This window comes from Streptomyces sp. NPDC005374, assembly GCF_042872225.1.
Classification (GTDB): Bacteria; Actinomycetota; Actinomycetes; order Streptomycetales; family Streptomycetaceae; genus Streptomyces.
On record NZ_JBIAKA010000016.1, the window covers coordinates 232,773 to 258,015 of the forward strand.

At 70.3% G+C, this 25,243-nt stretch carries 21 protein-coding genes and 3 pseudogenes; 17 read left to right on the plus strand and 7 right to left on the minus strand.

Translation table 11 applies throughout. From position 1 onward, the window contains the following. Nucleotides 1–3 precede the first annotated feature (3 nt). Nucleotides 4–831: an NAD(P)H-binding protein gene (locus ACFYRX_RS34860; RefSeq protein WP_389108657.1), complete on the minus strand. Its 828-nt coding sequence runs from the start codon at nt 829–831 to the stop codon at nt 4–6. A gap of 248 nt (nt 832–1,079) precedes the next feature. On the opposite strand from ACFYRX_RS34860, the gene ACFYRX_RS34865 reads away from it, so the two are divergent. The 16 genes and pseudogenes from ACFYRX_RS34865 (at nt 1,080) to ACFYRX_RS34940 (ending at nt 18,891) form a co-directional block, all read left to right on the plus strand. Then, complete coding sequence (locus tag ACFYRX_RS34865) at nt 1,080–2,261, plus strand: ROK family transcriptional regulator (RefSeq protein WP_389108660.1); 1,182 nt, start codon at nt 1,080–1,082, stop codon at nt 2,259–2,261. Nucleotides 2,262–2,377: 116 nt separating this feature from the next. Then, nucleotides 2,378–3,898, plus strand: coding sequence for a sugar ABC transporter ATP-binding protein (locus ACFYRX_RS34870; RefSeq protein ID WP_389108663.1), 1,521 nt, complete (start codon nt 2,378–2,380; stop codon nt 3,896–3,898). Continuing rightward, the gene (locus ACFYRX_RS34875; protein ID WP_389108666.1) at nt 3,895–4,914 is read left to right on the plus strand and encodes an ABC transporter permease; all 1,020 of its coding nucleotides are present in this window, start codon (nt 3,895–3,897) and stop codon (nt 4,912–4,914) included. Before ACFYRX_RS34870 ends, ACFYRX_RS34875 begins: the two co-directional genes overlap by 4 nt. Nucleotides 4,915–4,931: 17 nt before the next feature. Continuing rightward, a complete protein-coding gene (locus tag ACFYRX_RS34880; RefSeq protein ID WP_389108669.1) occupies nt 4,932–5,984 on the plus strand; it encodes a substrate-binding domain-containing protein in 1,053 nt (350 codons plus the stop codon). 106 nt (nt 5,985–6,090) lie between these two features. Further along, nucleotides 6,091–7,293 carry a Gfo/Idh/MocA family protein gene (locus ACFYRX_RS34885; RefSeq protein WP_389108672.1) on the plus strand — a complete coding sequence of 401 codons (1,203 nt, stop codon included), beginning with the start codon at nt 6,091–6,093 and terminating at the stop codon, nt 7,291–7,293. A gap of 15 nt (nt 7,294–7,308) precedes the next feature. Then, complete coding sequence (locus tag ACFYRX_RS34890; RefSeq protein ID WP_389108674.1) at nt 7,309–8,313, plus strand: sugar phosphate isomerase/epimerase family protein; 1,005 nt, start codon at nt 7,309–7,311, stop codon at nt 8,311–8,313. Nucleotides 8,314–8,505: 192 nt separating this feature from the next. After that, nucleotides 8,506–8,751: pseudogene (locus ACFYRX_RS34895) on the plus strand (carbohydrate-binding protein); the annotation flags it as partial. A gap of 14 nt (nt 8,752–8,765) precedes the next feature. Further along, nucleotides 8,766–10,109: a ThuA domain-containing protein gene (locus ACFYRX_RS34900; RefSeq protein ID WP_389108676.1), complete on the plus strand. Its 1,344-nt coding sequence runs from the start codon at nt 8,766–8,768 to the stop codon at nt 10,107–10,109. Between the two features lie 153 nt (nt 10,110–10,262). After that, complete coding sequence (locus tag ACFYRX_RS34905) at nt 10,263–11,459, plus strand: inositol-3-phosphate synthase (RefSeq protein ID WP_389108678.1); 1,197 nt, start codon at nt 10,263–10,265, stop codon at nt 11,457–11,459. Next, entirely contained in the window at nt 11,456–12,763 is a 1,308-nt protein-coding gene (locus ACFYRX_RS34910; RefSeq protein ID WP_389108680.1) for an SCO3242 family prenyltransferase, read from the plus strand. The genes ACFYRX_RS34905 and ACFYRX_RS34910 overlap by 4 nt, the downstream gene beginning before the upstream one ends. Continuing rightward, nucleotides 12,760–13,668, plus strand: a complete 909-nt coding sequence (locus ACFYRX_RS34915; RefSeq protein WP_389108683.1) for a sugar phosphate isomerase/epimerase family protein — start codon at nt 12,760–12,762, stop codon at nt 13,666–13,668. The genes ACFYRX_RS34910 and ACFYRX_RS34915 overlap by 4 nt, the downstream gene beginning before the upstream one ends. Then, the gene (locus ACFYRX_RS34920) at nt 13,665–14,363 is read left to right on the plus strand and encodes an EboA domain-containing protein (protein ID WP_389108685.1); all 699 of its coding nucleotides are present in this window, start codon (nt 13,665–13,667) and stop codon (nt 14,361–14,363) included. Before ACFYRX_RS34915 ends, ACFYRX_RS34920 begins: the two co-directional genes overlap by 4 nt. After that, nucleotides 14,363–15,226 carry a TatD family hydrolase gene (locus ACFYRX_RS34925; RefSeq protein ID WP_389108687.1) on the plus strand — a complete coding sequence of 288 codons (864 nt, stop codon included), beginning with the start codon at nt 14,363–14,365 and terminating at the stop codon, nt 15,224–15,226. The genes ACFYRX_RS34920 and ACFYRX_RS34925 overlap by 1 nt, the downstream gene beginning before the upstream one ends. A 3-nt stretch (nt 15,227–15,229) precedes the next feature. Further along, a complete protein-coding gene (gene eboE / locus ACFYRX_RS34930; RefSeq protein ID WP_389108690.1) occupies nt 15,230–16,399 on the plus strand; it encodes a metabolite traffic protein EboE in 1,170 nt (389 codons plus the stop codon). Continuing rightward, nucleotides 16,396–17,793 carry an alkaline phosphatase family protein gene (locus ACFYRX_RS34935; RefSeq protein WP_389108693.1) on the plus strand — a complete coding sequence of 466 codons (1,398 nt, stop codon included), beginning with the start codon at nt 16,396–16,398 and terminating at the stop codon, nt 17,791–17,793. Before eboE ends, ACFYRX_RS34935 begins: the two co-directional genes overlap by 4 nt. 60 nt (nt 17,794–17,853) lie before the next feature. Further along, nucleotides 17,854–18,891, plus strand: a complete 1,038-nt coding sequence (locus tag ACFYRX_RS34940; RefSeq protein WP_389108696.1) for a sugar phosphate isomerase/epimerase family protein — start codon at nt 17,854–17,856, stop codon at nt 18,889–18,891. A gap of 91 nt (nt 18,892–18,982) precedes the next feature. On the opposite strand, the pseudogene ACFYRX_RS34945 reads toward ACFYRX_RS34940, so the two are convergent. The 3 genes and pseudogenes from ACFYRX_RS34945 to ACFYRX_RS34955 form a co-directional block, all read right to left on the minus strand. Next, nucleotides 18,983–19,069: pseudogene (locus ACFYRX_RS34945) on the minus strand (sulfurtransferase FdhD); the annotation flags it as partial. An 8-nt stretch (nt 19,070–19,077) separates the two neighbouring features. After that, a pseudogene (locus ACFYRX_RS34950) lies at nt 19,078–19,815 on the minus strand (molybdopterin dinucleotide binding domain-containing protein); the annotation flags it as partial. A gap of 47 nt (nt 19,816–19,862) precedes the next feature. Continuing rightward, nucleotides 19,863–20,834 (minus strand): 2-dehydropantoate 2-reductase, encoded by a 972-nt coding sequence (locus ACFYRX_RS34955; protein WP_389108698.1) that lies wholly within the window; start codon nt 20,832–20,834, stop codon nt 19,863–19,865. A gap of 238 nt (nt 20,835–21,072) precedes the next feature. Between ACFYRX_RS34955 and ACFYRX_RS34960 the strand changes: the two genes are divergently transcribed. Beyond that, nucleotides 21,073–21,747 (plus strand): GntR family transcriptional regulator, encoded by a 675-nt coding sequence (locus ACFYRX_RS34960; RefSeq protein ID WP_389108736.1) that lies wholly within the window; start codon nt 21,073–21,075, stop codon nt 21,745–21,747. Between the two features lie 138 nt (nt 21,748–21,885). Here the strand turns inward: ACFYRX_RS34960 and ACFYRX_RS34965 are convergent, their stop codons facing one another. The 3 genes from ACFYRX_RS34965 to ACFYRX_RS34975 form a co-directional block, all read right to left on the minus strand. Then, on the minus strand, nt 21,886–23,301 hold the full coding sequence (locus ACFYRX_RS34965; RefSeq protein ID WP_389108700.1) for an OFA family MFS transporter: 1,416 nt from the start codon (nt 23,299–23,301) through the stop codon (nt 21,886–21,888). A 1-nt stretch (nt 23,302) separates the two neighbouring features. After that, entirely contained in the window at nt 23,303–24,694 is a 1,392-nt protein-coding gene (locus ACFYRX_RS34970; protein ID WP_389108702.1) for an OFA family MFS transporter, read from the minus strand. A gap of 174 nt (nt 24,695–24,868) precedes the next feature. Then, on the minus strand, nt 24,869–25,243 hold a 375-nt coding region (locus tag ACFYRX_RS34975), incomplete at its 5' end, for a CoA transferase (protein ID WP_389108705.1).

A 25,243-nucleotide genomic window follows, 5' to 3' on the forward strand; every position in this document is an offset into this window, starting at 1 on the left:
GCCCTAGAACGCGTCCGTGTGCGCCCGGGCCCACTGGGCGAACGTGCGTGGCGGCCGGCCCGTGACCTGCTCCACCGTGGGCAGCACCACCGACTCGTCCAGCGTCCCGTCGACGAAGAAGCCGAAGAAGGCGTCGACGTACGGCTTCGGCATTTGGGCCTCCAGCTCGGTGCGTGCCTCGTCGTGCGAGAGGCCCACGGTCCGAAGATCCCGGCCCAGCACCTCACCCAGGATCCGGACGCGATCGGCGGGCAACAGCGCCTGCGGGCCGGTGAGTTCGAGAACGCGATCCGCGTGGTCGTCCGACAGCAGCGCGGCAAGGGCGGCCCGGGCGATGTCGTAGGGATCGACGTCGGCGGTACGGGCGTCGGGAAACGGCACCCTGACGGTGTCGCCCTCGCGGATCTGGTCCGCGAGCTGGAGGGCGTTGGACATGAAGCTCGTGCACCGCAGCGACGTCCAGCGCAGTCCTGACGCGCGCACCGCGTCCTCGGCGTCGATCAGATAGCCGGCGACCGCGTTGTCCCGGTCGTCCGTTCCCGCGGACCTGCCCGACAGCAGCACCACCCGCTCCACCCCTGCGGCCCGCGCGTCCGCCAGGATCTGCCGCTGACCGCCGTAACCGGGCATCAGGAACAGCCCTCGTACGCCGTCCAGCGCGTCCCGCACGGTCTCGGGCCGGTTGAGGTCCCCCGCCACGGCCTCCACTCCCGCCGGTGACCCCTCGGCCTGCCCGGAACGGCTGACCGCCCGGACCCGCTCGCCCGACTCCGCGAGCGCACGCACGAGTTCGGCACCCACGTTCCCCGTCGCGCCCGTCACCAGAAACATGGGGTCCCCCTCTTCCGGCCGGCGGTACCGGTCTGCGGTACCCGGCCCGTGGCGCCAGGCCTGCGATGCCCATCGTGCGGGCCCGACGCCCGGGGCGCCAGAGTCCGTCGGATCTTTGTCCTGCGAGTGGAGAAAGTCGGCATCAATCTGCGCACAGCTTCTTCCCAGGTTGGGCAGCCGCTGCTAGGTTCCCCTCGAAAGCCCGGAAACTGGTGGCCGAATGAGGCGGGGAGGGGCTCGTGAGACGCATGACGGCACGACCCGCCAACGCGCATCAGGCCCGGCTGCTCAAGCTGTTGCGGGACGAAGGGCCCAACTCCCGCGCACAACTGGGCGATCAGGTCGACCTGTCACGGTCCAAGCTGGCCGTGGAGGTGGACCGGCTCCTGGAGACGGGCCTCATCGTGGCCGACGGACTCGCCGCATCCCGCGGCGGGCGCCGCTCCCACAACATCCGGCTCGCCCCGGCCCTGCGTTTCCTCGGCGTCGACATCGGCGCGACCTCGGTCGACGTCGCCGTCACCAACGCTGAACTGGAGATCCTGGGACATCTCAACCAGCCCATGGACGTCCGCGAGGGCCCGGTCGCGGTCTTCGAGCAAGTCCTGTCCATGGCCGCGAAGTTGAGGGCATCGGGACTCGCGGAGGGTTTCGACGGCGCCGGCATCGGCGTCCCGGGACCGGTCCGCTTCCCCGAGGGCGTACCGGTGGCCCCGCCGATCATGCCCGGCTGGGACGGCTTCCCCGTACGGGAGGCGCTCAGTCAGGAACTCGGCTGCCCGGTCATGGTCGACAACGACGTGAACCTCATGGCGATGGGGGAGATGCACGCGGGCGTCGCACGCTCCGTGGGCGACTTCCTCTGCGTCAAGATCGGTACCGGCATCGGCTGCGGCATCGTCGTCGGCAGTGAGGTCCACCGCGGGGTGACCGGCAGCGCGGGCGACATCGGGCACATCCAGGCCGTGCCCGACGGCCGCCCCTGCGCCTGCGGCAACCGGGGCTGCCTGGAAGCCCACTTCAGCGGGGCGGCCCTCGCCCGGGACGCCGTGGAGGCGGCCGAGCAGGGGCGGTCGGAGGAACTCGCCTCGCGGCTCGCGGCGTCCGGCACGCTGACCGCCGTCGACGTGGCCGCGGCGGCCTCCGCCGGTGATCCCACCGCCCTCGACCTGATCCGCGAAGGCGGCGACCGCACAGGCCAGGTCATCGCCGCACTGGTCAGCTTCTTCAACCCGGGTCTGGTGGTGATCGGCGGCGGTGTGACCGGCCTCGGCCACACCCTGCTCGCTGCCATCCGTACCCAGGTCTACCGCCAGTCGCTGCCCCTGGCGACCGGCAACCTACCCATCGTTCTGGGGGAGTTGGGTCCCACCGCCGGAGTCATCGGCGCGGCCCGGCTCATCAGCGACCACCTGTTCTCGCCCGCGTAAGCCACTTCTCGGTACGGCACTCTTTCCGCCACGTCACCTTCTGACCTGCCCTCCAGCACAGCGCCCTGCTCCGCCCTGCCCTGAAACCGGCCCGCACGCCCGCCAAGGGGAACCGCATGGCACCAGAACCCACGCTCCTCAGCATGTCCGGCATCACCAAGTCGTTCCCCGGAGTCCGGGCCCTCGACGGCGTCGACCTCGACGTCCAGGCCGGTGAAGTGCACTGTCTGCTCGGCCAGAACGGGGCCGGGAAGTCCACCCTCATCAAGGTGCTCGCCGGTGCCCACCAGCCCGGCACCGGCACCATCCGCTGGCGCGGGGAGGAGGTCACCCTCCGTTCGCCGATCGCCGCCATGCGTCTCGGCATCGCCACCATCTACCAGGAACTCGACCTGGTGGAGCACCTGTCCGTGGCCGAGAACGTCCACCTCGGACATGAACCCACGGCAGCCGGGTTCGTCGTACGGACGAGGGCCGCGAAGTCCGCCACAGCCCAGCTCCTGAAGCGCCTCGGCCACCCCGAGATCGATCCGGCCCGTCTGGTGGGGGAGCTGTCGGCGGCCCAGCAGCAGATCGTCTCCATGGCCCGGGCGCTCTCCCACGACGTCCGGCTGATCGTGATGGACGAACCGTCCGCCGCCCTCGACCCGGACGAGGTCGACAACCTGTTCCGGATCGTCGGTGACCTGACCGCGGAGGGCGTCGCCGTCGTCTACATCTCGCACCGCCTGGAGGAGATCCGGCGCATCGGCGACCGGGTGACGGTCCTGAAGGACGGCCGGGCCGTCGCGGTCGGACTGCCCGCCAGGTCGACACCGACACGTGAGGTCGTGGCGCTGATGACGGGCCGCAACGTCGAGTACGTCTTCCCGGAGCGGCCGACGGCACCGGTGAACGGCTCGGGCCCGCTCCTCGAGGTCCAAGGCCTCGCCCGGCAGGGCGAGTTCGAACCCCTCGACCTCGTGATCCACCCCGGGGAGATCGTCGGCCTGGCCGGACTCGTCGGCTCGGGGCGCTCCGAGATCCTGGAGACGATCTACGGCGCCCGCAAGCCCACCGCCGGACAAGTCATGGTGGGCGGAGTGGTGTTGAGGCCCGGCAGTGTCCGTGCCGCCGTCCGCGCCGGGATCGGGCTCGCCCCCGAGGAACGCAAGGCGCAAGCCCTGCTGATGCTGGAGTCGGTCACCCGCAACGTCTCCGTATCCTCCATGTCCCGCTTCGCACGCGGTGGTTGGATCGACCGGGCCGCCGAGCTCGGCGCTGCCCGGGCGGCCACCCGCGAACTGTCGCTGCGGCCCGACAACCCCTCCGTACCGATCCGGACCCTGTCCGGCGGCAACCAGCAAAAGGCCGTCCTGGCCCGCTGGCTGCTGCGCGGCTGCCGGGTCCTGCTGCTCGACGAACCCACCCGGGGAGTCGACGTCGGCGCCCGCGCCGAGCTGTACGCGGTCGTCCGGCGACTGGCCGACGAAGGCCTTGCCGTCCTGCTGGTCTCCAGCGAGGTCCCCGAGGTGCTCGGCCTCGCCGACCGCGTCCTGGTGCTCCGCGAGGGCCGTGTCGTCCACACGGCACCCGCCCGTGAGCTCGACGAACACCGTGTACTCGACCTCGTCATGGAAGGAAGCCCGGCGTCATGACGCAGCACATGTCCCCGCCCATGGGAAGCGCCGACAAGGTGCCGTCGGCGAGTGAACCACCCGCATGGCGAGGGGTGTTCGCCCACACCGATGTCCGCACCCTCTCCCTCCTCGGCGTGCTCGCCGCACTGATCGTCATCGGCGGCATCACCAAGCCCGACGAGTTCCTCGACACCCGCAACCTCCAACTCGTCCTCACCCAGGCCTCGGTGATCGGTGTCGTCACCGTCGGCATGACCTTCGTCATCACCTCGGGCGGCATCGACCTCTCCGTCGGCGCGATCGTCGCCCTCGCCTCGGTGTGGGCCACCACCCTCGCCACCCAGGAGTACGGCTTCGCGGGCATCCTCTTCACCGCGGTGCTCGTCGGAGTCGGCTGCGGCCTGGTCAACGGACTGCTCGTCGCGTACGGCGCGATGGTCCCGTTCATCGCCACCCTCGCCATGCTCGCCTCGGCCCGCGGACTGGCCCTCCAGATCACCGACGGCAGCACACAGATCGTCACCGTGCCGTCCGTGCTCGACCTGGGCGAGCGGGACGCCTACATTCTCGGCGTACCGCCCCTCGTCATGGTCTTCGCGGTCGTGACGATCATCGGCTGGCTGGTGCTGAACCGCACCACCTTCGGCCGGCGCACCGTCGCCGTCGGGGGCAACGCCGAGGCCGCCCGCCTCGCCGGCATCGACGTACGCCGCCAGCGGCTCTACCTCTACCTGCTGTCCGGGCTGTGCTGCGGCATCGCGGCCTTCCTGCTGATCATCCTGTCCGGCTCCGGCCAGAACACCAACGGCAACCTCTACGAGCTCGACGCCATCGCCGCCGCGATCATCGGCGGAACCCTGCTCAGCGGGGGCCGAGGCACCATCACCGGCTCCGTGCTTGGCGTCCTGATCTTCACCACGATCACCAACATCTTCGCCCTGAACAACCTGCAGAGCGACGTCCAGCAGATCGCGAAGGGCGCGATCATCGTCGCCGCCGTGCTGGTCCAGCGCCGTACCGCGAGCACGACCTGAGGAAAGGGTTCACCGCCATGCCACAGCACACGAGCCGCTTCACGAGTCGCAGAGGACTGCTCTTCGGGAGCGCCGCCGTCGGAGCCGGTGCCCTCCTCGCGGGTTGCACCAGCAACGACCCCGGTGACGACGAGCCGGCCGCGAACGACCAGCCGGCCGCCGCCGACTCGCCCGGCAAGAAGGTCACCATCGGCTTCGCCGGACCGCAGGCCGACCACGGCTGGCTGAACGCCATCAACGACAACGCCAAGAACCGGGCGAAGAAGTACTCGGACGTCACCCTGGAGATCACCGAGGGCTCCAACGACACAGCGGCGCAGATCGGCCAGATCGAGACCCTCATCAACAAGAAGGTCGACGTCCTGGTGGTGCTGCCCGCCGACGGCAAGGCCCTCACCCAGGTCGGGCTGAAGGCCATGCGGGCCGGGATCCCGGTGGTCAACCTCGACCGGATCTTCAACACCCCGCAGGCGTACCGCTGTTGGATAGGCGGCGACAACTACGGCATGGGCCTCAACGCCGGCAACTACATCGGCGAGAAACTCAAGGGGAAGTCGAACGCCAAGGTCATCGAACTCGCCGGCCTCGACAACCTGGAACTCACCAAGCAGCGCACCAAGGGCTTCGACGACGCCCTGAAGAACTACCCGAACATCAAGAAGGTGGCCCGCCAGGCCGCCGACTTCACGGTGGAGTCCGGGCAGGCCAAGATGGCCCAACTCCTACAGGCCCAGTCGGACTTCGACGCGCTGTGGAACCACGACGACGACCAGGGCGTGGGCGCGCTGCGCGCCATCGACCAGGCCGGACGCGACGACTTCCTGATGGTCGGGGGCGCGGGCGCGCTGGCCGCCTTCCAGGCCATCAAGCTGGACAGCGGCGTCCTCAAGGCGACCGTCCTCTACCCGCCGACCATGGCCGCCTCCGCGATCGACCTCGCCCGCGCCCTCGGCCAGACCAAAGGCATCAGCGGTCTCTCCGAGTTCGAGATCCCCGCCTCCCTCACGCTCTACTCGGCCGTCGTCGACAAGATCAACGTCGACCAGTACATGTCCACCGGCTTCAAGTGAGGCGTACCGGGCTTTCGCCATGAGGCGTCCCGCACACGGGGCCCGGTTCGTCGACGGACCGGGCTGCACCCCCCACCGCGCCACGACGACGAGGAGGACATCGCGCATGGCACAGCCGCAGCAGTCAGAAGGGGCCGAGCCGCCGCCTCTCCGGGTCGGCATGGTCGGTTACGCCTTCATGGGTGCCGCCCACTCCCAGGGCTGGCGGACCGTCGGACGCGTCTTCGACCTGCCCCGGCGCCCGGAGCTCGCCGTGATCTGCGGACGGGACGCGGACGCGGTGCGCCGGGCAGCCGACCGGCACGGCTGGGCGGCGGCCGAGACCGACTGGCGGGCCCTGATCGAGCGGGACGACGTCGACCTCGTCGACATCTGCACCCCCGGCGACAGTCACGCCGAGATCGCCCTCGCCGCCCTCGCCGCGGGCAAGCACGTGCTGTGCGAGAAACCCCTCGCCAACACCGTCGATGAGGCCCAGGTGATGACCAGTGCGGCCGAAGAAGCCTTCGAGCGCGGTCAGTTGGCGATGGTCGGCTTCAACTACCGCCGGGTGCCCGCCACCGCGCTGGCCCGCCGGATGGTCGCCGAGGGACGGCTCGGCACACTGCGGCACGTCCGGGTGACGTACCTTCAGGACTGGCTCGTGGACCGGGAGTTCCCCCTGACCTGGCGGCTGCGCAGGGAGCAGGCCGGCTCGGGCTCGCTCGGCGACCTGGGCGCGCACATCATCGACCTGGCCCAGTACCTGGCAGGAGAGTCCCTGGCCGGAGTGTCCGCCCTGACGGAGACCTTCGTGCGGGAACGCCCCCTGGCCGGCGGCGCGGTGAAGGGCCTGTCCGCCGTCTCCGGGACCGGCACCGGCCAGGTCACCGTGGACGACGCCGCCCTGTTCACCGGCCGCCTCACCTCCGGCGCCCTCGCCTCCTTCGAGGCCACCCGCTACGCGACCGGCCGCAAGAACTCCCTGCGCATCGAACTCAACGGTGAGAGCGGCTCGTTGGCCTTCGACCTGGAACGCCTCAACGAACTCGCCTACCACGACGCCAGGGAACCCGGCACACACGCCGGTTTCCGCCGCATCCTCGTCACCGAGCCCGACCATCCCTACCTGGACGCCTGGTGGCCGCCAGGGCACGGCCTCGGCTACGAGCACACCTTCGTCCACCAGGCCCGCGACCTCGTCCACGCGATCGCCGAGGGCCGCCGCCCCGAACCCTCCTTCGCCGACGGTCTGCAGGTCCAGCGCGTGCTCGCGGCCGTGGAGGAGAGTGCCGAGAAGAATTCCGTCTACACACCGATCGCCGTCTGAGGAGGGTCCGGAAGGATGCCACGCCCGTTCACGCTTTTCACCGGTCAGTGGGCCGACCTTCCCCTGGAAGAGGTCTGCCGTCTGGCCCGTGACTTCGGTTACGACGGTCTCGAACTCGCTTGCTGGGGTGACCACTTCGAGGTGGACAAGGCGCTCGCCGACCCGTCCTATCTGGACTCCCGGCACGCGTTGCTCGACAAGTACGGCCTCAAGTGCTGGGCGGTCTCCAACCACCTGGTCGGCCAGGCGGTGTGCGACGCCATCATCGACGAACGCCACCAGGCGATCCTGCCCGGCGCGGTGTGGGGCGACGGCGACCCGGAGGGAGTGCGCCGGCGTGCCGCGGACCGTATGAAGGACACCGCACGGGCCGCGCGTGCCTTCGGCGTCGACACCGTCATCGGCTTCACCGGTTCCGCCATCTGGCACCTGGTCGCCATGTTCCCGCCCGCTCCCGAGTCGATGATCGAGCGCGGTTACGAGGACTTCGCCGAGCGCTGGAACCCGGTCCTCGACGTCTTCGATACGGAGGGTGTGCGGTTCGCGCACGAGGTCCATCCCAGCGAGATCGCGTACGACTACTGGACGACCCAGCGCGCCCTGGAGGCCGTTGGCGGGCGGGCGGCGTTCGGGCTGAACTTCGACCCGTCGCACTTCGTGTGGCAGGACCTGGACCCGGTCGGCTTCCTGTGGGACTTCCGCGACCGGATCTACCACGTGGACTGCAAGGAGGCCCGCAAGCGCCTCGACGGCCGCAACGGCCGCCTCGGCTCCCACCTGCCCTGGGGCGACCCGCGCCGCGGCTGGGACTTCGTCTCCGCCGGACACGGCGACGTGCCCTGGGAGGACGTCTTCCGCATGCTGCGCTCCATCGACTACCAGGGCCCGATCTCGGTCGAGTGGGAGGACGCCGGCATGGACCGCCTCCAAGGCGCACCCGAGGCACTGAACCGACTCAAGGCCTACGACTTCGAGCCGCCGTCGGCCTCGTTCGACGCGGCGTTCGGCGGCAACGAGTAAGCCGCACCGGCCAGTTCCGGGATGACGGCGCATCCCGGCGCACCCGCATTCACCCGTACGACCGGCCCCTTTTCTGGAGGCATCCGTGCACGGGAAAGACCACACTGCCCCCACCGACAGAATCGAGACCCACAGACGACGCGCCCCCTGGCGCAGAGCGGCGGCCCTGCTCACCGGCTTCCTGCCCGCGGGCGCCTCGCCGCACGCGTCTCTTCGGGTGGCAGCGGCGGCACGCTCGAGATCCGTGCCGGGTCCTCGACGGGCACCCTGCTCGGCAGGGCGACCGTCCCGGTGACCGGCTGCCGGGAGTCCTTCCAGGACGTCACCGCCAACCTGTCCCGCGCCCCCAGGACAACGACCACGCTCTACCTGGTCTTCAAGGGCAGCGGCACCGGGGCGCTCTACGACGTGGACGACTTCGTCTTCACCACCGGATGAGAGGAGGAGCTCGTATGAACACAACTGGACGTTGGATCACAGCGGTTGCGGGCACCGCCCTGCTCCTCGGCTGCGTGTCCCAACCCGCGGTGTCACACTCCGCGGACACCGGACGGGTGCTGGTCTTCACCAAGACGGCCGGCTTCCGGCACGACTCCATCCCCGACGGCGTGGCGGCGGTGAAGCAACTCGGTGAGAGCGGCGGGTTCACGGTCGACGCGACGGAGGACGCGGGCGCGTTCACCGTACGCAACCTGCGCCGCTACGACGCCGTCGTCTTCCTGTCGACCACCGGAGACGTCCTCGACCCCGCCCAACAGCGGGCGTTCGAGGGCTACATCCGGCACGGCGGCGGATACGTCGGCATCCACGCGGCGGCCGACACCGAGTACGACTGGGCGTTCTACGGCGGCCTGGCCGGCGCCTGGTTCCAGTCGCACCCGGCGATCCAGCCGGCCACCGTGGTGGTCGAGGACCGGGCCCACCCCTCCACATCCGGGCTGCCCCCGACGTGGAACCGGACCGACGAGTGGTACAACTACCGCTCCAATCCCCGGGATCGAGCCCACATCCTGGCCTCCCTCGACGAGTCGTCGTACACCGGCGGCACGATGAACGGCGACCATCCGATCGCCTGGTGCCAGGACTACCGGGGCGGCCGTGCCTTCTACACCGGCCTCGGTCACGCGAAGGAGTCGTACACGGATCCCGCATTCCGTAGCCACCTGCTGGGCGGGATCCGGTATGCGATCGGGGAGACACAGGCCGACTGCCGGCCGGAGAACGGCTACCGTCCGCTCTTCGACGGCACGGCCGAGTCGATGGCCGCGTGGAAGCAGGCCGGCCCGGGCTCCTTCACCCTGTCCGCCGACGGCACGCTCACGTCGTCCGGCGGCATGGGGATGCTCTGGTACGCCGCCTCCGGCTTCTCGTCGTACTCCCTGAAGCTGGACTGGAGGACGGCGAGCCCCACGGGGGACGACAACTCCGGTGTGTTCGTGGGCTTCCCGCCCTCGGACGATCCCTGGTCCGCCGTGGACAACGGCTACGAGATCCAGATCGACGCCACCGACGTACCGGAGAAGACCACCGGTTCCGTCTACGGCTTCCGCTCCGCCGACCTGAAGAAGCGCGACCGTGCGCTGAACCCGCCGGGGGAGTGGAACACGTACGAGATCCGCGTGACGGGCGAACGCCTCCGCGTCCGGCTCAACGGCGTGCAGATCAACGATTTCACCAACACCGATCCGGCCCGGAGCCTGCGGGACGGGCACATCGGCATCCAGAACCACGGAGCCGACGACCGGATGTCCTTCCGCGACATCCGGATCAGGGAACTGCCCGCCAAGGGCGACTGAGCGGCGGCGGGCGAGGGACGCCGGACTCCCGCCCGCCGCCTTCTTCCCCGGCATCACGGGGCCCGCGCACCACGCGCACGACACGTACTCCGGCCATCACGCGTTCGACCGCGTTTGACCGCGTGATGGCCGCGTTCGACAAGGAGGCTGCCCATGTCCGCGCCCGTTTCCGTACCGCGCGTCGGCGTCTGGCTGATCGGGGCCCGCGGTTCCGTCGCCACCACGGTCGTCGCGGGCTGCGCCGCCGTGACCGCGGGCCTGCACCCGCCGACAGGCCTGGTCACTGAAACACCGGCCTTCGCCGAGAGCGGCCTGCCCGCCCTGTCCTCCCTCGTCTTCGGCGGCCACGACACGCTGGACTGCCCCTTGCCCAAACGGGCGGAGGCACTGGCGGCGGGAGGCGTCCTGCCGCACGGCCTGCCGACCGCCGTGGCCGCCGAACTCGCCGCAGCGGAACAGGAGATCAGACCCGGCGGCCCCCTCCCCGGCGACACCCGGACCGAGGAGGAACTGATCGCCGCGTTCGCCGCGGACATACGGTCCTTCGTACGCCGGTGTCGGCTGACGCGCGCGGTAGTGGTGAACGTGGCCTCCACCGAGCCCGCGCCCACCGGCGACGCCCTCCCCGCGAGCTCCCTCTACGCGGCGGCAGCCCTCCGCGCGGGTGCCCCCTACGTCAACTTCACTCCCTCGACGGGCCTGCACCACCCCGCACTCGCCGACCGGTCCGAGTCCACAGGTCTGCCCTGGGCGGGCCGCGACGGCAAGACCGGCCAGACCCTGCTCCGGTCCGTCCTGGGCCCGATGTTCACCCAACGTGCCCTGACGGTCCGGGCCTGGTCCGGCACCAACCTGCTCGGTGGCGGCGACGGAGCCTCCCTGGCCGACCCGGCGGCCGCCGCGGCGAAGAACGCAGGCAAGGAGCGCGTGCTGGCCGACACCCTCGGCACGACCCCCGAGGGCGAGGTCCACATCGACGACGTCCCCGCCCTCGGCGACTGGAAGACCGCCTGGGACCACATCGCCTTCGACGGCTTCCTCGGCACCCGGATGGTCCTCCAGACCATCTGGCAGGGCTGCGACTCCTCCCTGGCAGGTCCCCTGATCCTCGACCTGGCCCGCCTCGTCGCCCGCGCCCACGAGCGGGGCCTGTCCGGCCCGCTGAGCGAGCTGGGCTTCTATTTCAAGGACCCGGTGGGGCAGGGGCCTTCAGCACTGGGGGAGCAGTACGCGGCGCTCATGGGGTTCGCCGAACGGCTCCGGGCCGAGCGCCGCGATGACAGCCCGGGGGACAGCCGGGCAGAAGCCCGAGATCCTGGCCGGCCCGGCCGTTCGGGGGAGCAGCGGTGACGGCGGGCGGAGCAGCAGCGCTGAACGGTCCGCCCGAGGGCACCGACGACGCCACGGCCCCTCCCGCCCGGACCCCGCTCCAGGTGGCGGCACAGCACACCGCGCCACCGCACCCCGCGCCCACCGGCCGTCCCGACCGCCCCCGCTCCCAGGCCCACGCCTGGGCTGAACTCCTCCGCCTCCCCGCCCTGTTCACCGTCCCCGGCGACGCCCTCGCCGGCGCCGCCGCAGCCTCCGCGAGCCCCACCCCCCGAACCCTCCTCGCCCTCGCCTCCTCCCTCTGCCTGTACGAGGCCGGCATGTGCCTCAACGACTGGGCCGACCGCGACGTGGACGCCGTGGAACGCCCCCACCGCCCCCTGCCTTCCGGCCGCATCCACCCCGCGGCAGCCCTGAGCGCGGCCTGCGCCCTCACCGGCGCGGGCCTCACCCTGGCGGCCTGCGCCGGCCGCCCCGCCCTCACCGTGGCGATGCCGCTCGCGGCCACCGTCTGGGCGTACGACCTCGCTCTGAAGAACACCCCGGCAGGCCCGTTCGCCATGGCGTCGGCCCGCACACTGGACCTCCTGCTCGGCGCGGCAGCGTCCGGAACGGGCCCGGTGGGCCGGACGGTCTGCGCGGGCGACGCGACCGCTGAGACCCGCGCCGATGAGCTGCGAAGGCCATCAGGGACACCGATCGCGGCCGGCGCACCACACCGCCACGGCCAGGCTCCGCCGTCCGCGGCCGTCCTCGGCATCCGCCGGGCCCTGCCCTCCGCCGCCCTTTTGGGTGCGCACACCCTCGCGGTCACGGCCGTGTCCCGACGGGAGACCCAGGGCGGCTCCCCTCTGATGCCTTGTGCAGCGCTAGCCGCGACCGTCGCACTGGCCCGGCTCGTGTCCCGACCACGCACACCCCCCGCAGACCGGATCGACAGAAGCCGACGCCGTACCGCACCGGGTTCCCTCGCGCACCGGGCCGCCGCGGCCATGTCCCGACTGCCAAGTCCCTTGTCGGCGAACGGCGTTCAGGCCCCCCGGCTCGGTCACTGCCTCCGGTATGCGGACCCGCAAGCCATCCTGCGGACCGCTCTCGCCGCCACCTACGCGGCCACCGCCGCCCGGCCCTACTTCCACGCCACCCTCAACCCGTCCCCGCCACTCACGCAACGAGCTGTGGCCGGCGGCATCCGCGCCATGATCCCCCTCCAGGCCGCCCTCGCCGCCCGTTCGGGCACGCCCGGCGCGCACCTCACCGCTGTACTCACCACCGCCCTCGCCCCGCTGGCCCGTCGGTTCGCGAAGAAGGTGAGCGTCACATGACCGGCCCCCACACTCCTCCCGAGCCCGCTCCGGGCCCCGGCGGTCGCCCGATCCGCTTCGGCTACGGCACCAACGGCCTCGCCGACCTCCGCCTCGACGACGCCCTCTCCCTGCTGGCCGACCTCGGCTACGACGGCGTCGGACTGACCCTCGACCACATGCACCTGGACCCCCTCGCCCCCGACCTCGCCGCCCGCACCCGCCGTCTCGCACACCGGCTCGACACCCTCGGTCTGACCGTGACCATCGAGACGGGCGCCCGCTATGTGCTCGACCCACGCCGCAAACACGGCCCCTCCCTGCTCGACCCCGACCCGGACGACCGCGCCCGCCGCATCGACCTGCTGACCCGGGCCGTCCAGGTCGCCGCCGACCTCGGCGCGCACGCCGTGCACTGCTTCAGCGGCACGAATCCGCCGGGCACGGACCCGGACACGGCATGGAAACGCCTGGCCGAGGCGCTCACCCCCGTCCTCGACGTCGCTGACGCCGCCGGCATCCCCCTCGCCGTCGAACCCGAACCAGGACACCTCCTCGCCACCCTCGCCGACTTCCACCACCTCCGCACCCTCCTCGGCGACCCGGGCCCCCTCGGCCTCACCCTCGACATCGGCCACTGCCAGTGCCTCGAGCCCCTGCCACCCGCCGACTGCGTTCGCGCCGCGGGTCCGTGGCTGCGCCACGTCCAGATCGAGGACATGCGCCGAGACGTCCACGAACACCTCCCCTTCGGGGACGGTGACATCGACTTCCCACCGGTCCTCGCCGCCCTGGCCGCCACCGGCTACCAGGGCCTGACCGTCGTCGAACTGCCCCGCCACTCCCATGCGGGCCCCCACTTCGCCGAACTCTCCCTTCCGTTCCTCCGACAGGCAGAGGCGCTCTCACAAGGAAGCACTCCATGACCCACCCCCACGCCCACCAGGCACCCTCCACGGCGGACACCCCGGGCACCACCCTCGCCCGAACCCCGCCGGCCCACCTGCACAGCCATCTCGCCGCCCACCTCGGCACAGCCGCCCGCGCCTGGCTCGACCAGGCCCTCGACGAGGCCGCCGCCCATCCCGGCGCCCACGGCCCCATCTCCGTATGGGAGTTGCGTCTCGCCGAGGCCGGACGACGCTGCGGCCCCGAACACGCCGACGCCGTCCGCATCCTGATCCTGCACGCGGCCCGCGCCGACACCGACGCCCTCACCCGGGTCTACGCCCAGGGCACCGCCGCCGAACGCCGCGCCGTCCTGCACGCCCTGCCCCACCTGGTGCCCGGCCCCGAGGCCCTCCCGCTCGTCGAGGACGCCCTGCGCACCAACGACACCCGCCTCCTGGGCGCCGCCGTCGGCCCCTACGCCGCCCGCCACCTCGATGCCCACCAGTGGCGCCACGCCGTCCTGAAGTGCCTGTTCACCGGCGTGCCCGTGACCGAGGTCGCCGACCTGGACCAGCGGGCCCACGCCGACACCGAACTCGCCCGCATGCTCGGCGACTACGCGGCCGAACGCATCGCGGCCGGCCGCCCCGTACCCCAGGACCTGCACCGCGTCCTGACCCTGACCGACCCCACCGCCACCCCGCCCGGCGTGCACGGCAAGGAGTCCTGATGCGCATCTTCGACCCCCACATCCACATGACGTCACGGACCACCGACGACTACCGGGCCATGCACACCGCCGGAGTGCGCGCCGTGGTCGAACCGTCCTTCTGGCTCGGCCAGCCCCGCACCTCCCCCGCCTCCTTCCTCGACTACTTCGACTCCCTGCTGGGCTGGGAGCCCTTCCGCGCCGCCCAGCACGGCATCGCCCACCACTGCACGCTCGCCCTGAACCCCAAGGAGGCGAACGACCCACGCTGCGTACCGGTCCTCGACGAACTGCCCCGCTATCTCGTCAAGGACCAGGTCGTCGCCGTCGGCGAGATCGGCTACGACTCCATGACCCCGGCCGAGGACACCGCGCTCGCCGCGCAGCTCCAGCTCGCCGCCGACCACCGGTTGCCCGCACTCGTCCACACCCCGCACCGGGACAAGCTCGCCGGGCTGCGCCGCACCCTCGACGCCGTCCGAGAATCCGCGCTGCCGCCCGAGCACGTCCTGGTCGACCACCTCAACGAGACCACCGTCAAGGAGGCCAAGGACAGCGGCTGCTGGCTCGGCTTCTCCGTCTACCCGGACACCAAGATGGACGAGGAACGGATGATCGAGATCCTGCGCGCCTACGGCCTCGAGCAGGTCCTGGTGAACTCGGCCGCGGACTGGGGCCGCAGCGATCCCCTCAAGACCCGCAAGGTCGCCGACCTGATGCTCGCCGAGGGCTTCACCGAGGACGACGTCGACCAGGTGCTGTGGCGCAACCCCGTCGCCTTCTACGGACTCAGCGGCCGCCTGAACCTGGACGTCACGGCCGCCACCGACGTCACCCACGAAGGCAACTCCATCCTCCGCGGCGCCCCGAAGACGGAGGCGTGAGCCATGCGCTTCCGCCACCCCGACGGCACCACCGTCCACCTCGCCTACTGCACCAACGTCCACCCCGCCGAAACCCTCGACGGCGTCCTCGCGCAACTCCGCGACCACTGCGAACCCGTCCGCCGCCGCCTCGGCCGTGACCGCCTCGGCATCGGCCTGTGGCTCGCCCGCGCCGCCGCCCACGCCCTGGTCAGCGACCCCTCCGCGCTGCGTGACCTGCGCACCGAACTCGACCGACGCGGCCTCGAAGTCGTCACCCTCAACGGCTTCCCCTACGACGGGTTCGGCGCCGAGGAGGTCAAGTACCGCGTCTACAAGCCGGACTGGACCGACCCCGAACGCCTCGACCACACCACCGCCCTGGCCCGCGTCCTCACCGGACTCCTGCCCGACGACGTCACCGAGGGCACCATCTCCACCCTGCCGCTCGCCTGGCGCACCGGCTACGACGACGGGAGCGCCGACAAGGCCCGCACCGCCCTCATCACCCTCGCCGAACGCCTCGACGCCCTCCAGGAGCTGACCGGGCGCTCCATCCGCATCGGCCTGGAGCCCGAACCCGGCTGTGTCGTCGAGACCACCGGGGACGCCATCGGCCCACTGTCCGCGATCGCCCACGACCGCATCGGCATCTGCGTCGACACCTGTCACCTCGCCACCTCCTTCGAAGACCCGCACACCGCCCTGGACGCACTCACCGCGGCCCGCGTACCCGTCGTCAAGACCCAGCTCTCCGCCGCCCTGCACGCCGAACACCCCCATCTCCCCGAGGTCCGCGAGGCACTGGCCGCCTTCGACGAACCGCGCTTCCTGCACCAGACCCGCACGGCCACCTCCGCCGGGCTGCGCGGCACCGACGACCTCGGCGAGGCCCTCGCCGGCGAAGCCCTGCCCGACGGCGCACCCTGGCGCGCCCACTTCCACGTCCCGCTGCACGCGGCCCCCGCCACCCCCCTCACCTCCACCCTCCCGGTCCTGAAGGCCGCGCTGACCCGGCTGGTCGGCGGCCCCCACCCGCTCACCCGCCATCTGGAGGTCGAGACCTACACCTGGCAGACCCTCCCGCCGGCACTGCGCCCCCGCGGACGCACCCAGCTCGCCGACGGCATCGCCGCCGAACTCACCCTCGCGCGCGACCTGCTGACAGACCTCGGCCTGAAGGAACTGCCATGAGCCCTCAACCTCCCGGGGCGAAACCGACCCCCCTCCTCGTCCTCGACGTCGTCGGCCTCACCCCCCGTCTCCTCGACCACATGCCCCACCTCAAGTCCCTCGCCCGGTCCGGTTCCCACGCCCCGCTCGGCACCGTCCTGCCCGCCGTCACCTGCGCCGCCCAGTCCACCTTCCTCACCGGCACCCACCCCTCGGAGCACGGAATCGTCGGCAACGGCTGGTACTTCCGCGAGCTCGGCGACGTACTCCTGTGGCGCCAGCACAACGGTCTCGTCGCCGGCGACAAGATCTGGGACGCCGCCCGCCGCACCCACCCCGGCTACACCGTCGCCAACATCTGCTGGTGGTACGCCATGGGCGCCGACACCGATCTCACCGTCACCCCCCGCCCCGTCTACTACGCCGACGGCCGCAAGGAACCCGACTGCTACACCCGGCCCCCGGCCCTGCACGACGAACTCACCGAAAAACTCGGCACCTTCCCCCTCTTCCACTTCTGGGGACCCGGCGCGGACCTGGTCTCCAGCCAGTGGATCATCGACGCGACCCGCCACATCATGGGCACCCGCCACCCCGACCTGACGCTCTGCTACCTCCCTCACCTCGACTACGACCTCCAGCGCTTCGGCCCCGACGACCCACGCTCCCTGAAGGCCGCCGCCGACCTGGACCGCGCGCTCGCCCCGCTCCTGGACGACGCCCGCGCGGAAGGCCGTACCGTCGTCGCGCTGTCCGAGTACGGCATCACCCGCGTGGACCGCCCCGTCGACATCAACCGCGCCCTGCGCCGCGCCGGCCTGCTGGAAGTGCACACCCAGGACGGCATGGAGTACCTCGACCCCATGGCATCCCGAGCCTTCGCGGTCGCCGACCACCAGATCGCCCACGTCTATGTGCGCCGCCCCGAGGACCTGGACGCCACCCGCGCCGCCCTCGACGGCCTGCCCGGCATCGAGCAACTCCTCGACGACCAGGGCAAGAAGGCCCACCACCTCGACCACCCGCGGTCCGGCGAACTCATCGCCGTCGCGGAACCGGACGCCTGGTTCACGTACTACTACTGGCTCGACGACGACCGCGCGCCCGACTTCGCGCAGCTCGTCGAGATCCACCGCAAACCCGGCTACGACCCGGTCGAACTCTTCATGGACCCGCTCGACCCCTACGTCAAGGTCAAGGCCGCCACCGCACTGGCCCGCAAGAAACTCGGCCTGCGCTATCGCATGGCGGTCGTGCCCCTCGACCCGTCACCTATTCGCGGCAGCCACGGCCGCCTCCCCGAGAGCGACGACGACGGTCCGCTCCTCATCTGCTCCACCCCCCGCGCAGTCGGCGACCGCATCGCGGCCACCGACGTGAAGTCGCTCCTGCTCCGACTGGCCGGTCTTTCCTGACTGATCACCAGTGAAGCACCCACCACTGACAACGCCCTCCGAACCCGAGGAGCACCAGACATGAGCCGCATGTCCCAGCCCGACCCCGAACTCACCCACCGCCTCACCAGACGAGGCATGCTCGGCGTGGCCGCCGGTGCCACCGCGGCCGCGTTGCTGGGTGCCGCCGTCCCGGCCACCGCAGCCACCGAGGCAGCCGACAAGACATCCGGCCGCGGCCGCCCCGTCCTGCCCCCCGGCCGCCTCGGCATCCAGCTCTACAGCCTCCGCGACAAGGTCTCCACCCTCGGCTTCGCCCCCGTCTTCGCCGAACTGGAGAAATACGGCTACGACGAGGTCGAGTTCGCCGGCTACACCCAGGGCTCGGCCGGACCGATCACCCTCGCCCAGCTCAAGCGGCTGGCCCACAGCCACGGCCTGAACCCGATCGGCAGCCATGTCGGCTACTACTCGGACGACCCGAACGCCTACACCTTCGCCCAGAACCTCACCAAGGTCCTCGACGACGCCCAGGCGCTCGGCCTCAAGCACATCGGCACCGCCTCAGGACCCTTCCGCTACGGCTCGACCGTCGACGCGTGGAAGCGTGCCGCCGAGGAGTTCAACACCTACGGAGCCGCGGCCAAGGCACGCGGCATGAAGTTCTACCAGCACAACCACTCCGAGGAGTTCTCCTTCGCCACCGACAACCTCAAGGTCCGTCTCTACGACGTGCTGCTCAAGGAGACCGACCCCGACCTGGTGTTCCTGGAGATGGACATCTTCTGGGCGTACTCGGGCCAGTTCCGCTTCTCCAAGCGGCCCGACGGCACGCCGGCCCCCTTCGAACCCCTCAACTACGTTCTCAGGCAGCCCCACCGCTACCCGCTCTTCCACGTCAAGGACGGCGTGAGCGACCCGGCCAACACCTACGGTTACCGCATGACCGACGTCGGCGACGGCGACATCGACTACCAGAAGTTCATCTCCGCCGTGACCCGACTGCGGGGCGAGCGCCTGGCCCACCACTGGCAGGCCGAACACGACCAGCCCACCGAGTCGTTCACCTTCGCACGCCGCTCCAGCGAGTACCTGCACTCGCTGCGGGAGAAGTGCTGACCGCGCACGAGTGAGGCGGGACCCCGAGGGCGCAGGGGGCGCTCCCCGCCGCTCGGGGTCCCGCCGTTCATGGAGTGGCCGCGCAGGAATGCTCCTCGGCGACCAGTGTGTCGGGGCGGGAGGAGATGGCCCCGTCGCGGATGCGGATCACCTTGCGTCGTTCCGTCACTCGTCCCATGTCCGGCCTCAGTTCCGTATCGCCACGACGGACATCTTCTCGATCCGGATCGCGGCGGCCCTGAACTCCGCGGCCCCCACGATCGGACAACCGGCCCTGGCAGCAGGCAGGTTGGCGTCCTTCCCCTCCGACGGGCGCACGGTCATGAACGCCAGACCGGGCGGCAGCGCCGGATCCACCCACACCGGCGCCGTCGTCGATCCCTGCCGGGTGACGACCCGCACCTCCTCACCGACGACCACGCCGTAGCGCCCGGCGTCCTCCGGGCTCAGCTCGACGCACTCGGTGCGACGCAGTGATGTCGTCGAGCCCCCTTTCCGCACGCGCCCGTTGGACGAGCCGGCACGACTCCCCTCGGTGAGCCGGACCGGAAAGCGTTCATCCGTCAGCTCGACGGGAGGGGGGTGCTCGACGAGGTGGAAGGGTGCGCGCCGCCCTCGATCGGTGTGATCGCGGCCGGTGAGCAGCGACAGGTTGGCCAGCGCGCGCAGCTCGTCGGTGCCCTGCGCCCTCACTCCGAGGACGAGCCACGGCTCACCGCGGGCGGACGCGTGCGCCAACTCCCTTATGACAGCCGACGGTACGCCCGTCACTTTCACCGCGAGCGACAACGTCCAGGGCTCGACGAGCTTTTCGTACTCCGCGAAACCTGAGGTCGCGCCGTCGATGAACGTCCGGTCGGTCAGGCCCGCCCGGATGATCTCCCGGCCGATCGCATGGGCCATCGGGACCTGGCTGCCGGCGTTCGGCCGGAGCCGATCGCCGGCTCCGATGGCTCGGGTACCCGGTTCCGTCATGCGGCGGACCGGAGGGCGAGGAGGTCGGAGAGAGCGTGGACGGTGCGCAGGGTGGGGACGTCCACACCGGTGATCTCCGCCAGTTCGATGACGGCGGTGAGAAGGACGTCGAGTTCTAGTGGCTTGCCGCGCTCCAGATCCTGGAGGGTGGAGGTGCGGTGGTCGCCGACTCGTTCGGCGCCGGCGAGACGGCGCTCGATGGAGACGCCGACGCTGCAGCCGAGGGCCTCGGCGACGGCCAGGGTCTCGGCCATCATGGTCTCGATGACCTTGCGGGTGCCGCCGTGCAGGCACATCTGCCGCATGGTGGCGCGGGCCAGTGCGCTGATCGGGTTGAAGGAGATGTTTCCGAGCAGTTTGAGCCAGATGTCGTCGCGCAGGTTCGCCTCGACCGGGGCCTTCAGACCGCCCGCCCGCATGGCCTCACTGAAGGCCAGACACCGCGGGGAGAGGCTGCGGTCGGGCTCACCGATGGAGAACCGAGTGCCTTCCAAGTGCCGTACGACACCCGGGGCTTCGAGCTCGGTGGCCGCGTAGACGACACACCCGATGGCCCGGGAGGGAGCGAGCACCGCACTGACCGCGCCGCCCGGGTCCACGCTTTCGATGCGGTGGCCGTCGTACGGGCCGCCGTGCCGGTGGAAGTACCACCAGGGGATGCCGTTCTGGGCCGCGACGACCGCGGTCGTGCCGTGGAGAAGGGGCTCGATCAGTGGCCCGCACGCCGCGTACGAGTTGGCCTTCAGCCCGAGGAAGACGTAGTCGACCGGGCCGATCTCGGCCGGGTCGTCGGTGGCGTGCACATGGGCGGTGAAGTCACCGCGGGAACTGAGGACCTGGACGCCCTGCCGGCGCATGGCGGCCAGGTGGGGTCCGCGGGCGATGAGGTGGACGTCGGCGCCGCCGTGATGGAGCGCTGCGCCGACGTAGGCGCCGATGGCACCGGCGCCGAGGATTGCGACTTTCATGGGTGGGAGCTCCGTTCGGTGAGGGTGACCGAGGAACTGCCGACTTTGTCGACTGGATATTGTCTACAGGATGGAGTGAGTTCGCAGCAAGGGTTGTGACGTCACTGAGCGCCGTGAGCTGCCGATACACCCCTGTACGGCCCACGCTCGTGGCGGTTGTGCGCCGTAGACTGTAGGCGAAAGCCAATTCATCATCGGCTCAGGTGCAGCGATGACCTGTTCAGGAGGGACCGCAATGTTGCCGACGACAGGACTGCCGTACGGGGCGGTGCCCAGGCTCGAGCGTCCTGGTCCGTTGCGTGATCGTGTGTACGGGGCGCTGCTCGAGCTGATCACGACGCGGGCGCTTCAGCCGGGTCAGCATCTGGTGGAGAGTGAGTTGGCGGGGCATCTGGGGGTGTCGCGGCAGCCGGTGCGGGAGGCGTTGCAGCGGTTGAACACCGAGGGGTGGGTGGATCTGCGGCCTGCGCAGGGGGCGTTCGTGCATGAGCCCACGGACGAGGAGGCGGATCAACTGCTGACGGTGCGTACGTTGTTGGAGGCGGAGGCGGCTCGGCTTGCCGCCGTGAACGCGGGCAGTGCCGGTATCGCCGCTCTGGAGGTGTTGTGCGGGCAGGGTGAGGAGGCGGTCGCCGGGGACGATGTGGACGGCGCGGTCGCTTTGAACGCCCGTTTCCATGCGAAGGTGATGGAGCTGGCGGGTAACGCGGTGCTCGCGGAGTTGGCCGGGCAGGTGGACCGTCGGGTGCGCTGGTACTACACGCCGATCGCCCGCCAGCGCGGCCGGCAGTCCTGGATCGAGCATCGTGAGCTGATCGCCGCCATCTCCGACCGCGACGAGCAGCGCGCCACCGCCGTCATGCGCGCTCACACCGAACACACGCGGAAGATGTACCACGACCGCGAGAAGTAGCCGACGGGCGGGGCTGGTTCACCTCGTCGGCCACCGGGTCGGGCGGGACCGGCTTCGTCCCACGGGCAGCCGCGTCAGGCGGCCTTCCCCCGGCGAACGTCGTGGGGGAGGGCCGCCTGATTGTCACAACCGCCTTGCTCAGGCCGCCGCTTGTGGCTGTGCGGTGGGGATGCCGCTCCGGGGCCTGCCCGGCTGTCGTAGCAGGAGGGTGATCGCAGCCGCGAGCATCGAGGTGACGCCGGCCAGGGCGTACGCCCCGTCATAGCCCCAGGCCGCGACGACCATGGAGCCCAGACCGCCGCCGAACAGGCCGCTGATCAGCTTGCCGCTGTACACCAGGCCGTAGTTGGAGGCGTTGAAGTTCTCCCCGAAGTAGTCCGGGGTGAGCGCCGCGAACAGGGGGTAGAACGCGCCGCCGCCGAACCCGGAGAGGAACGCGAACACCAGGAACAGCGACTGGCTCTTGATGTCGCCCGCCCAGATCACGCCGAACTGGGCGAGGCCCAGGACGACGATCACGAACACCAGCGTGGACTTGCGGCCCCACTTGTCGGACAGCCAGCCCACCACCCCGCGGCCGACGCCGTTGATGACCGCCATGACACCCATGGAGGAGGCCGCCACCAGCGGGCCGAAACCCACCTCCTTCGCGTAGTCGACCTGGAAGGAGATGCCGAAGATGGAGACTCCCGCGGTCATGACGAGGGCGATCCACATGAGGGGAAGCATGCCGGTCCTGATGGCCTCCTTCGGCGTGAACTGCCGTACCGCAGGCGGGTTCTTGGCGAGCGCGGCGCCTCCCTTCCCGTTGCCGCCGTAGGTGAGGGGGTCGATGTCCGCGGGCCACCAGTTCTTCGGCGGGTCCTTGAAGAAGAACGCGCATCCGACGACCACGATCAGGATGTAGCAGCCGATCAGGTCCAGGACGCGGTGGTAGTTCGCGGTGTCGAAGCCGTAGTTGAAGATGAAGATGAAGGGCAGTGATCCGTACGCGAAGCCGCCGTTGACGAACCCGGTCCGCGCTCCCCGGCGTTCGGGGAACCATTTGCCGACCATGTTGATGCAGGTCGCGTAGACCAGCCCGGCGCCGATGCCTCCGACGACGCCGAATCCCAGGATCGCCAGCAGGACGTTGTCGAGGTGGGACAGGGCGAGGAACCCGACCATGCACATACCCGAGCCCACGTACATGGCCTGACGAGCCGTCAGTTTCCCTTTCTCCCGCAGCCATCCAGCCGGGAACGCGATGCCGGCCTGGAAGAAGACCCAGACGCTGAGGATCCAGAAGGTGTTGCTCTGCGTCCAGCCGTGGGCGTGGGACAGGGTGTCCTCGGCCGAGCCGTACGCGTACTCGAAGACGCTGATGGCCATCATGGTGAGCCAGGGCAGATACACCATGAGTTTGCGCGAGTGGCCGAGGATGTCCCGGTCGGTCTCGCCGACACGGTAGACGCGGCCGCCCGCGTCGGTCACCTCTCGGTAGGGACGGTGCGCGGCGGTGGAGTGTGCGGTCTTGTCGGTCTCGCTGCGTGCTGCGTACGGATCTGCCGTCATGTCAGGCCATTTCCTCGCCGAGCGGTTGCGGGTTGGGGACGGTCCTGCGACTCGTCTTGGGCCTGCCAGGCGCCTTCAGGAACGTCGCCAGCACCGCGGAGCCCAGACCGATGCACCCGGCCAGGACGAACGCGCCCTCGTAGTCCCACACGCCGACCACGATCGAGCCGACGCCGGAGCCGACCAGACCCGAGATGAGCTTCGAGCTGTAGACCATGCCGTAGTTGGAGGCGTTGTTGTTCTCACCGAAGTAGTCGGCCGTCATCGCGGCGAACAGCGGGAAGATCGCGCCGCCGCCGAAGCCGGAGACCATGGAGCAGAAGAGGAAGAACGGCATGCTGCCCATCTGGCCCGAGATCAGCACACCGAACTGGGCGGTGCCCAGCACCAGACACACGATGATGAGCGTGTTGCGGCGGCCGAACTTGTCGGAGATCCAGCCGATCACGCCGCGGCCCGTGCCGTTGACGATCGCCTTGAGGGACATCGCCGTGGCCACGATCCCGCCCGCGAAGCCCATGTCCTTGCCGAAGGGCACCTGAAAGGCGATGCCGAAGATGTTGATCCCGGCCGTGCAGAGCAGACAGAACCACATCATCCACAGGACGGGTGTACGCGCGGCCTCCCGCGGGGTGTACTGCTTGACGGCCGGCGGGTTCTTCTCCAGCGCCCGCCGGATCTTCGGGTCGTCGGTCATCCTCAGCGGGTCGACGTGCGGCGGCCACCAGTTCTTCGGCGGGTCCTTGAAGAACCAGCCCGCGAACGCCACCACGGCACAGCAGACGAGACCCACCGTGACCAGGACGCCCCGGTAGTTGCTCAGGTCCATGTACGAGGTGAACAGGAAGACGAAGGGCACCGAGCCGTAGGCGAAACCGCCGTTGACCATGCCGGTCTTGCCGCCCTTGCGTTCCGGATACCACTTGCCGACCATGTTCACGCAGGTCGCGTAGACGAAACCGGCGCCGATGCCGCTGCACACACCGAATCCGAGATAGGCGACGATCACGTTCGGCGCGAACGCGAGCGAGAGATAGCCCAGGATCGTGCCCAGCGCGCCGACCATCATCGCGTAGCGGGCCGGGAGCCTTCCGCTCTCCCGCAACTGCCCGGCCGGGAAGGCCACGGCCGCCTGGAAGAACACCCAGACGCCCATCAGCCAGAAGATGTGGCCACTGCTCCACAGATGCGCCTCGTGCAGTGTGTCCTCGGCCGACGTGAACGCGTACTCCGAGGAACTGATGCCCAGCATGCCCATCCACGGGAAGAGCACCATGGTCCATCGTGGTCGTCCCATGATGTGCCGGTCGGTCTCCCCGATCCGGTACACGCGGCCGTTGCGGTCCGTCACCTCCCTGAAGGTGGCGGACGACGAGTAGTCGATGGTTGTCATAGTCTTCAAGCACTCCTTGCGTCGAAAGATCTGGCCAGCGCCCCCTGTCCAAATTCCTTTCGTGCGCGCACGGATCTCCGGGGTCGGCCGACGCGCACCGTCGCCGGACCCCGTGCTCGTTCACGTCATGGACCACCGCCCAACGGCCCGGAAACGTGGCTCCGATTCCCCACGTCAGATCACCCCGCCGGACCTGAGCAGACGCAACTCCTCGTCGCCGAGACCCAGTTCGCCGATGTAGATGTCTTCGTTGTGTTGGCCGAGGAGGGGTGGGGTGGTGATGGTGGTGGGTGAGTCGGAGAGTTTGAGGGGGTTGCCGACGGTGGTGAAGGTGCCGCGTTCGGGGTGTCCGACCTCGACGATCATGTCGTTGTCGGCCAGTGAGCGGTCCTCGATGATCTCCCTGGTCGACAGGATCGGCCCGCAGGGAATGTTGTGGGCGTTCAGCTGTTGAAGGACCTGCCATTTGGGCAGGGCCGCGGTCCATTCCTCGATCAGCTGGAACATCTTCGCCAGTTTCGGCAGGCGTGCCTGGGGGGTGGCCCACTC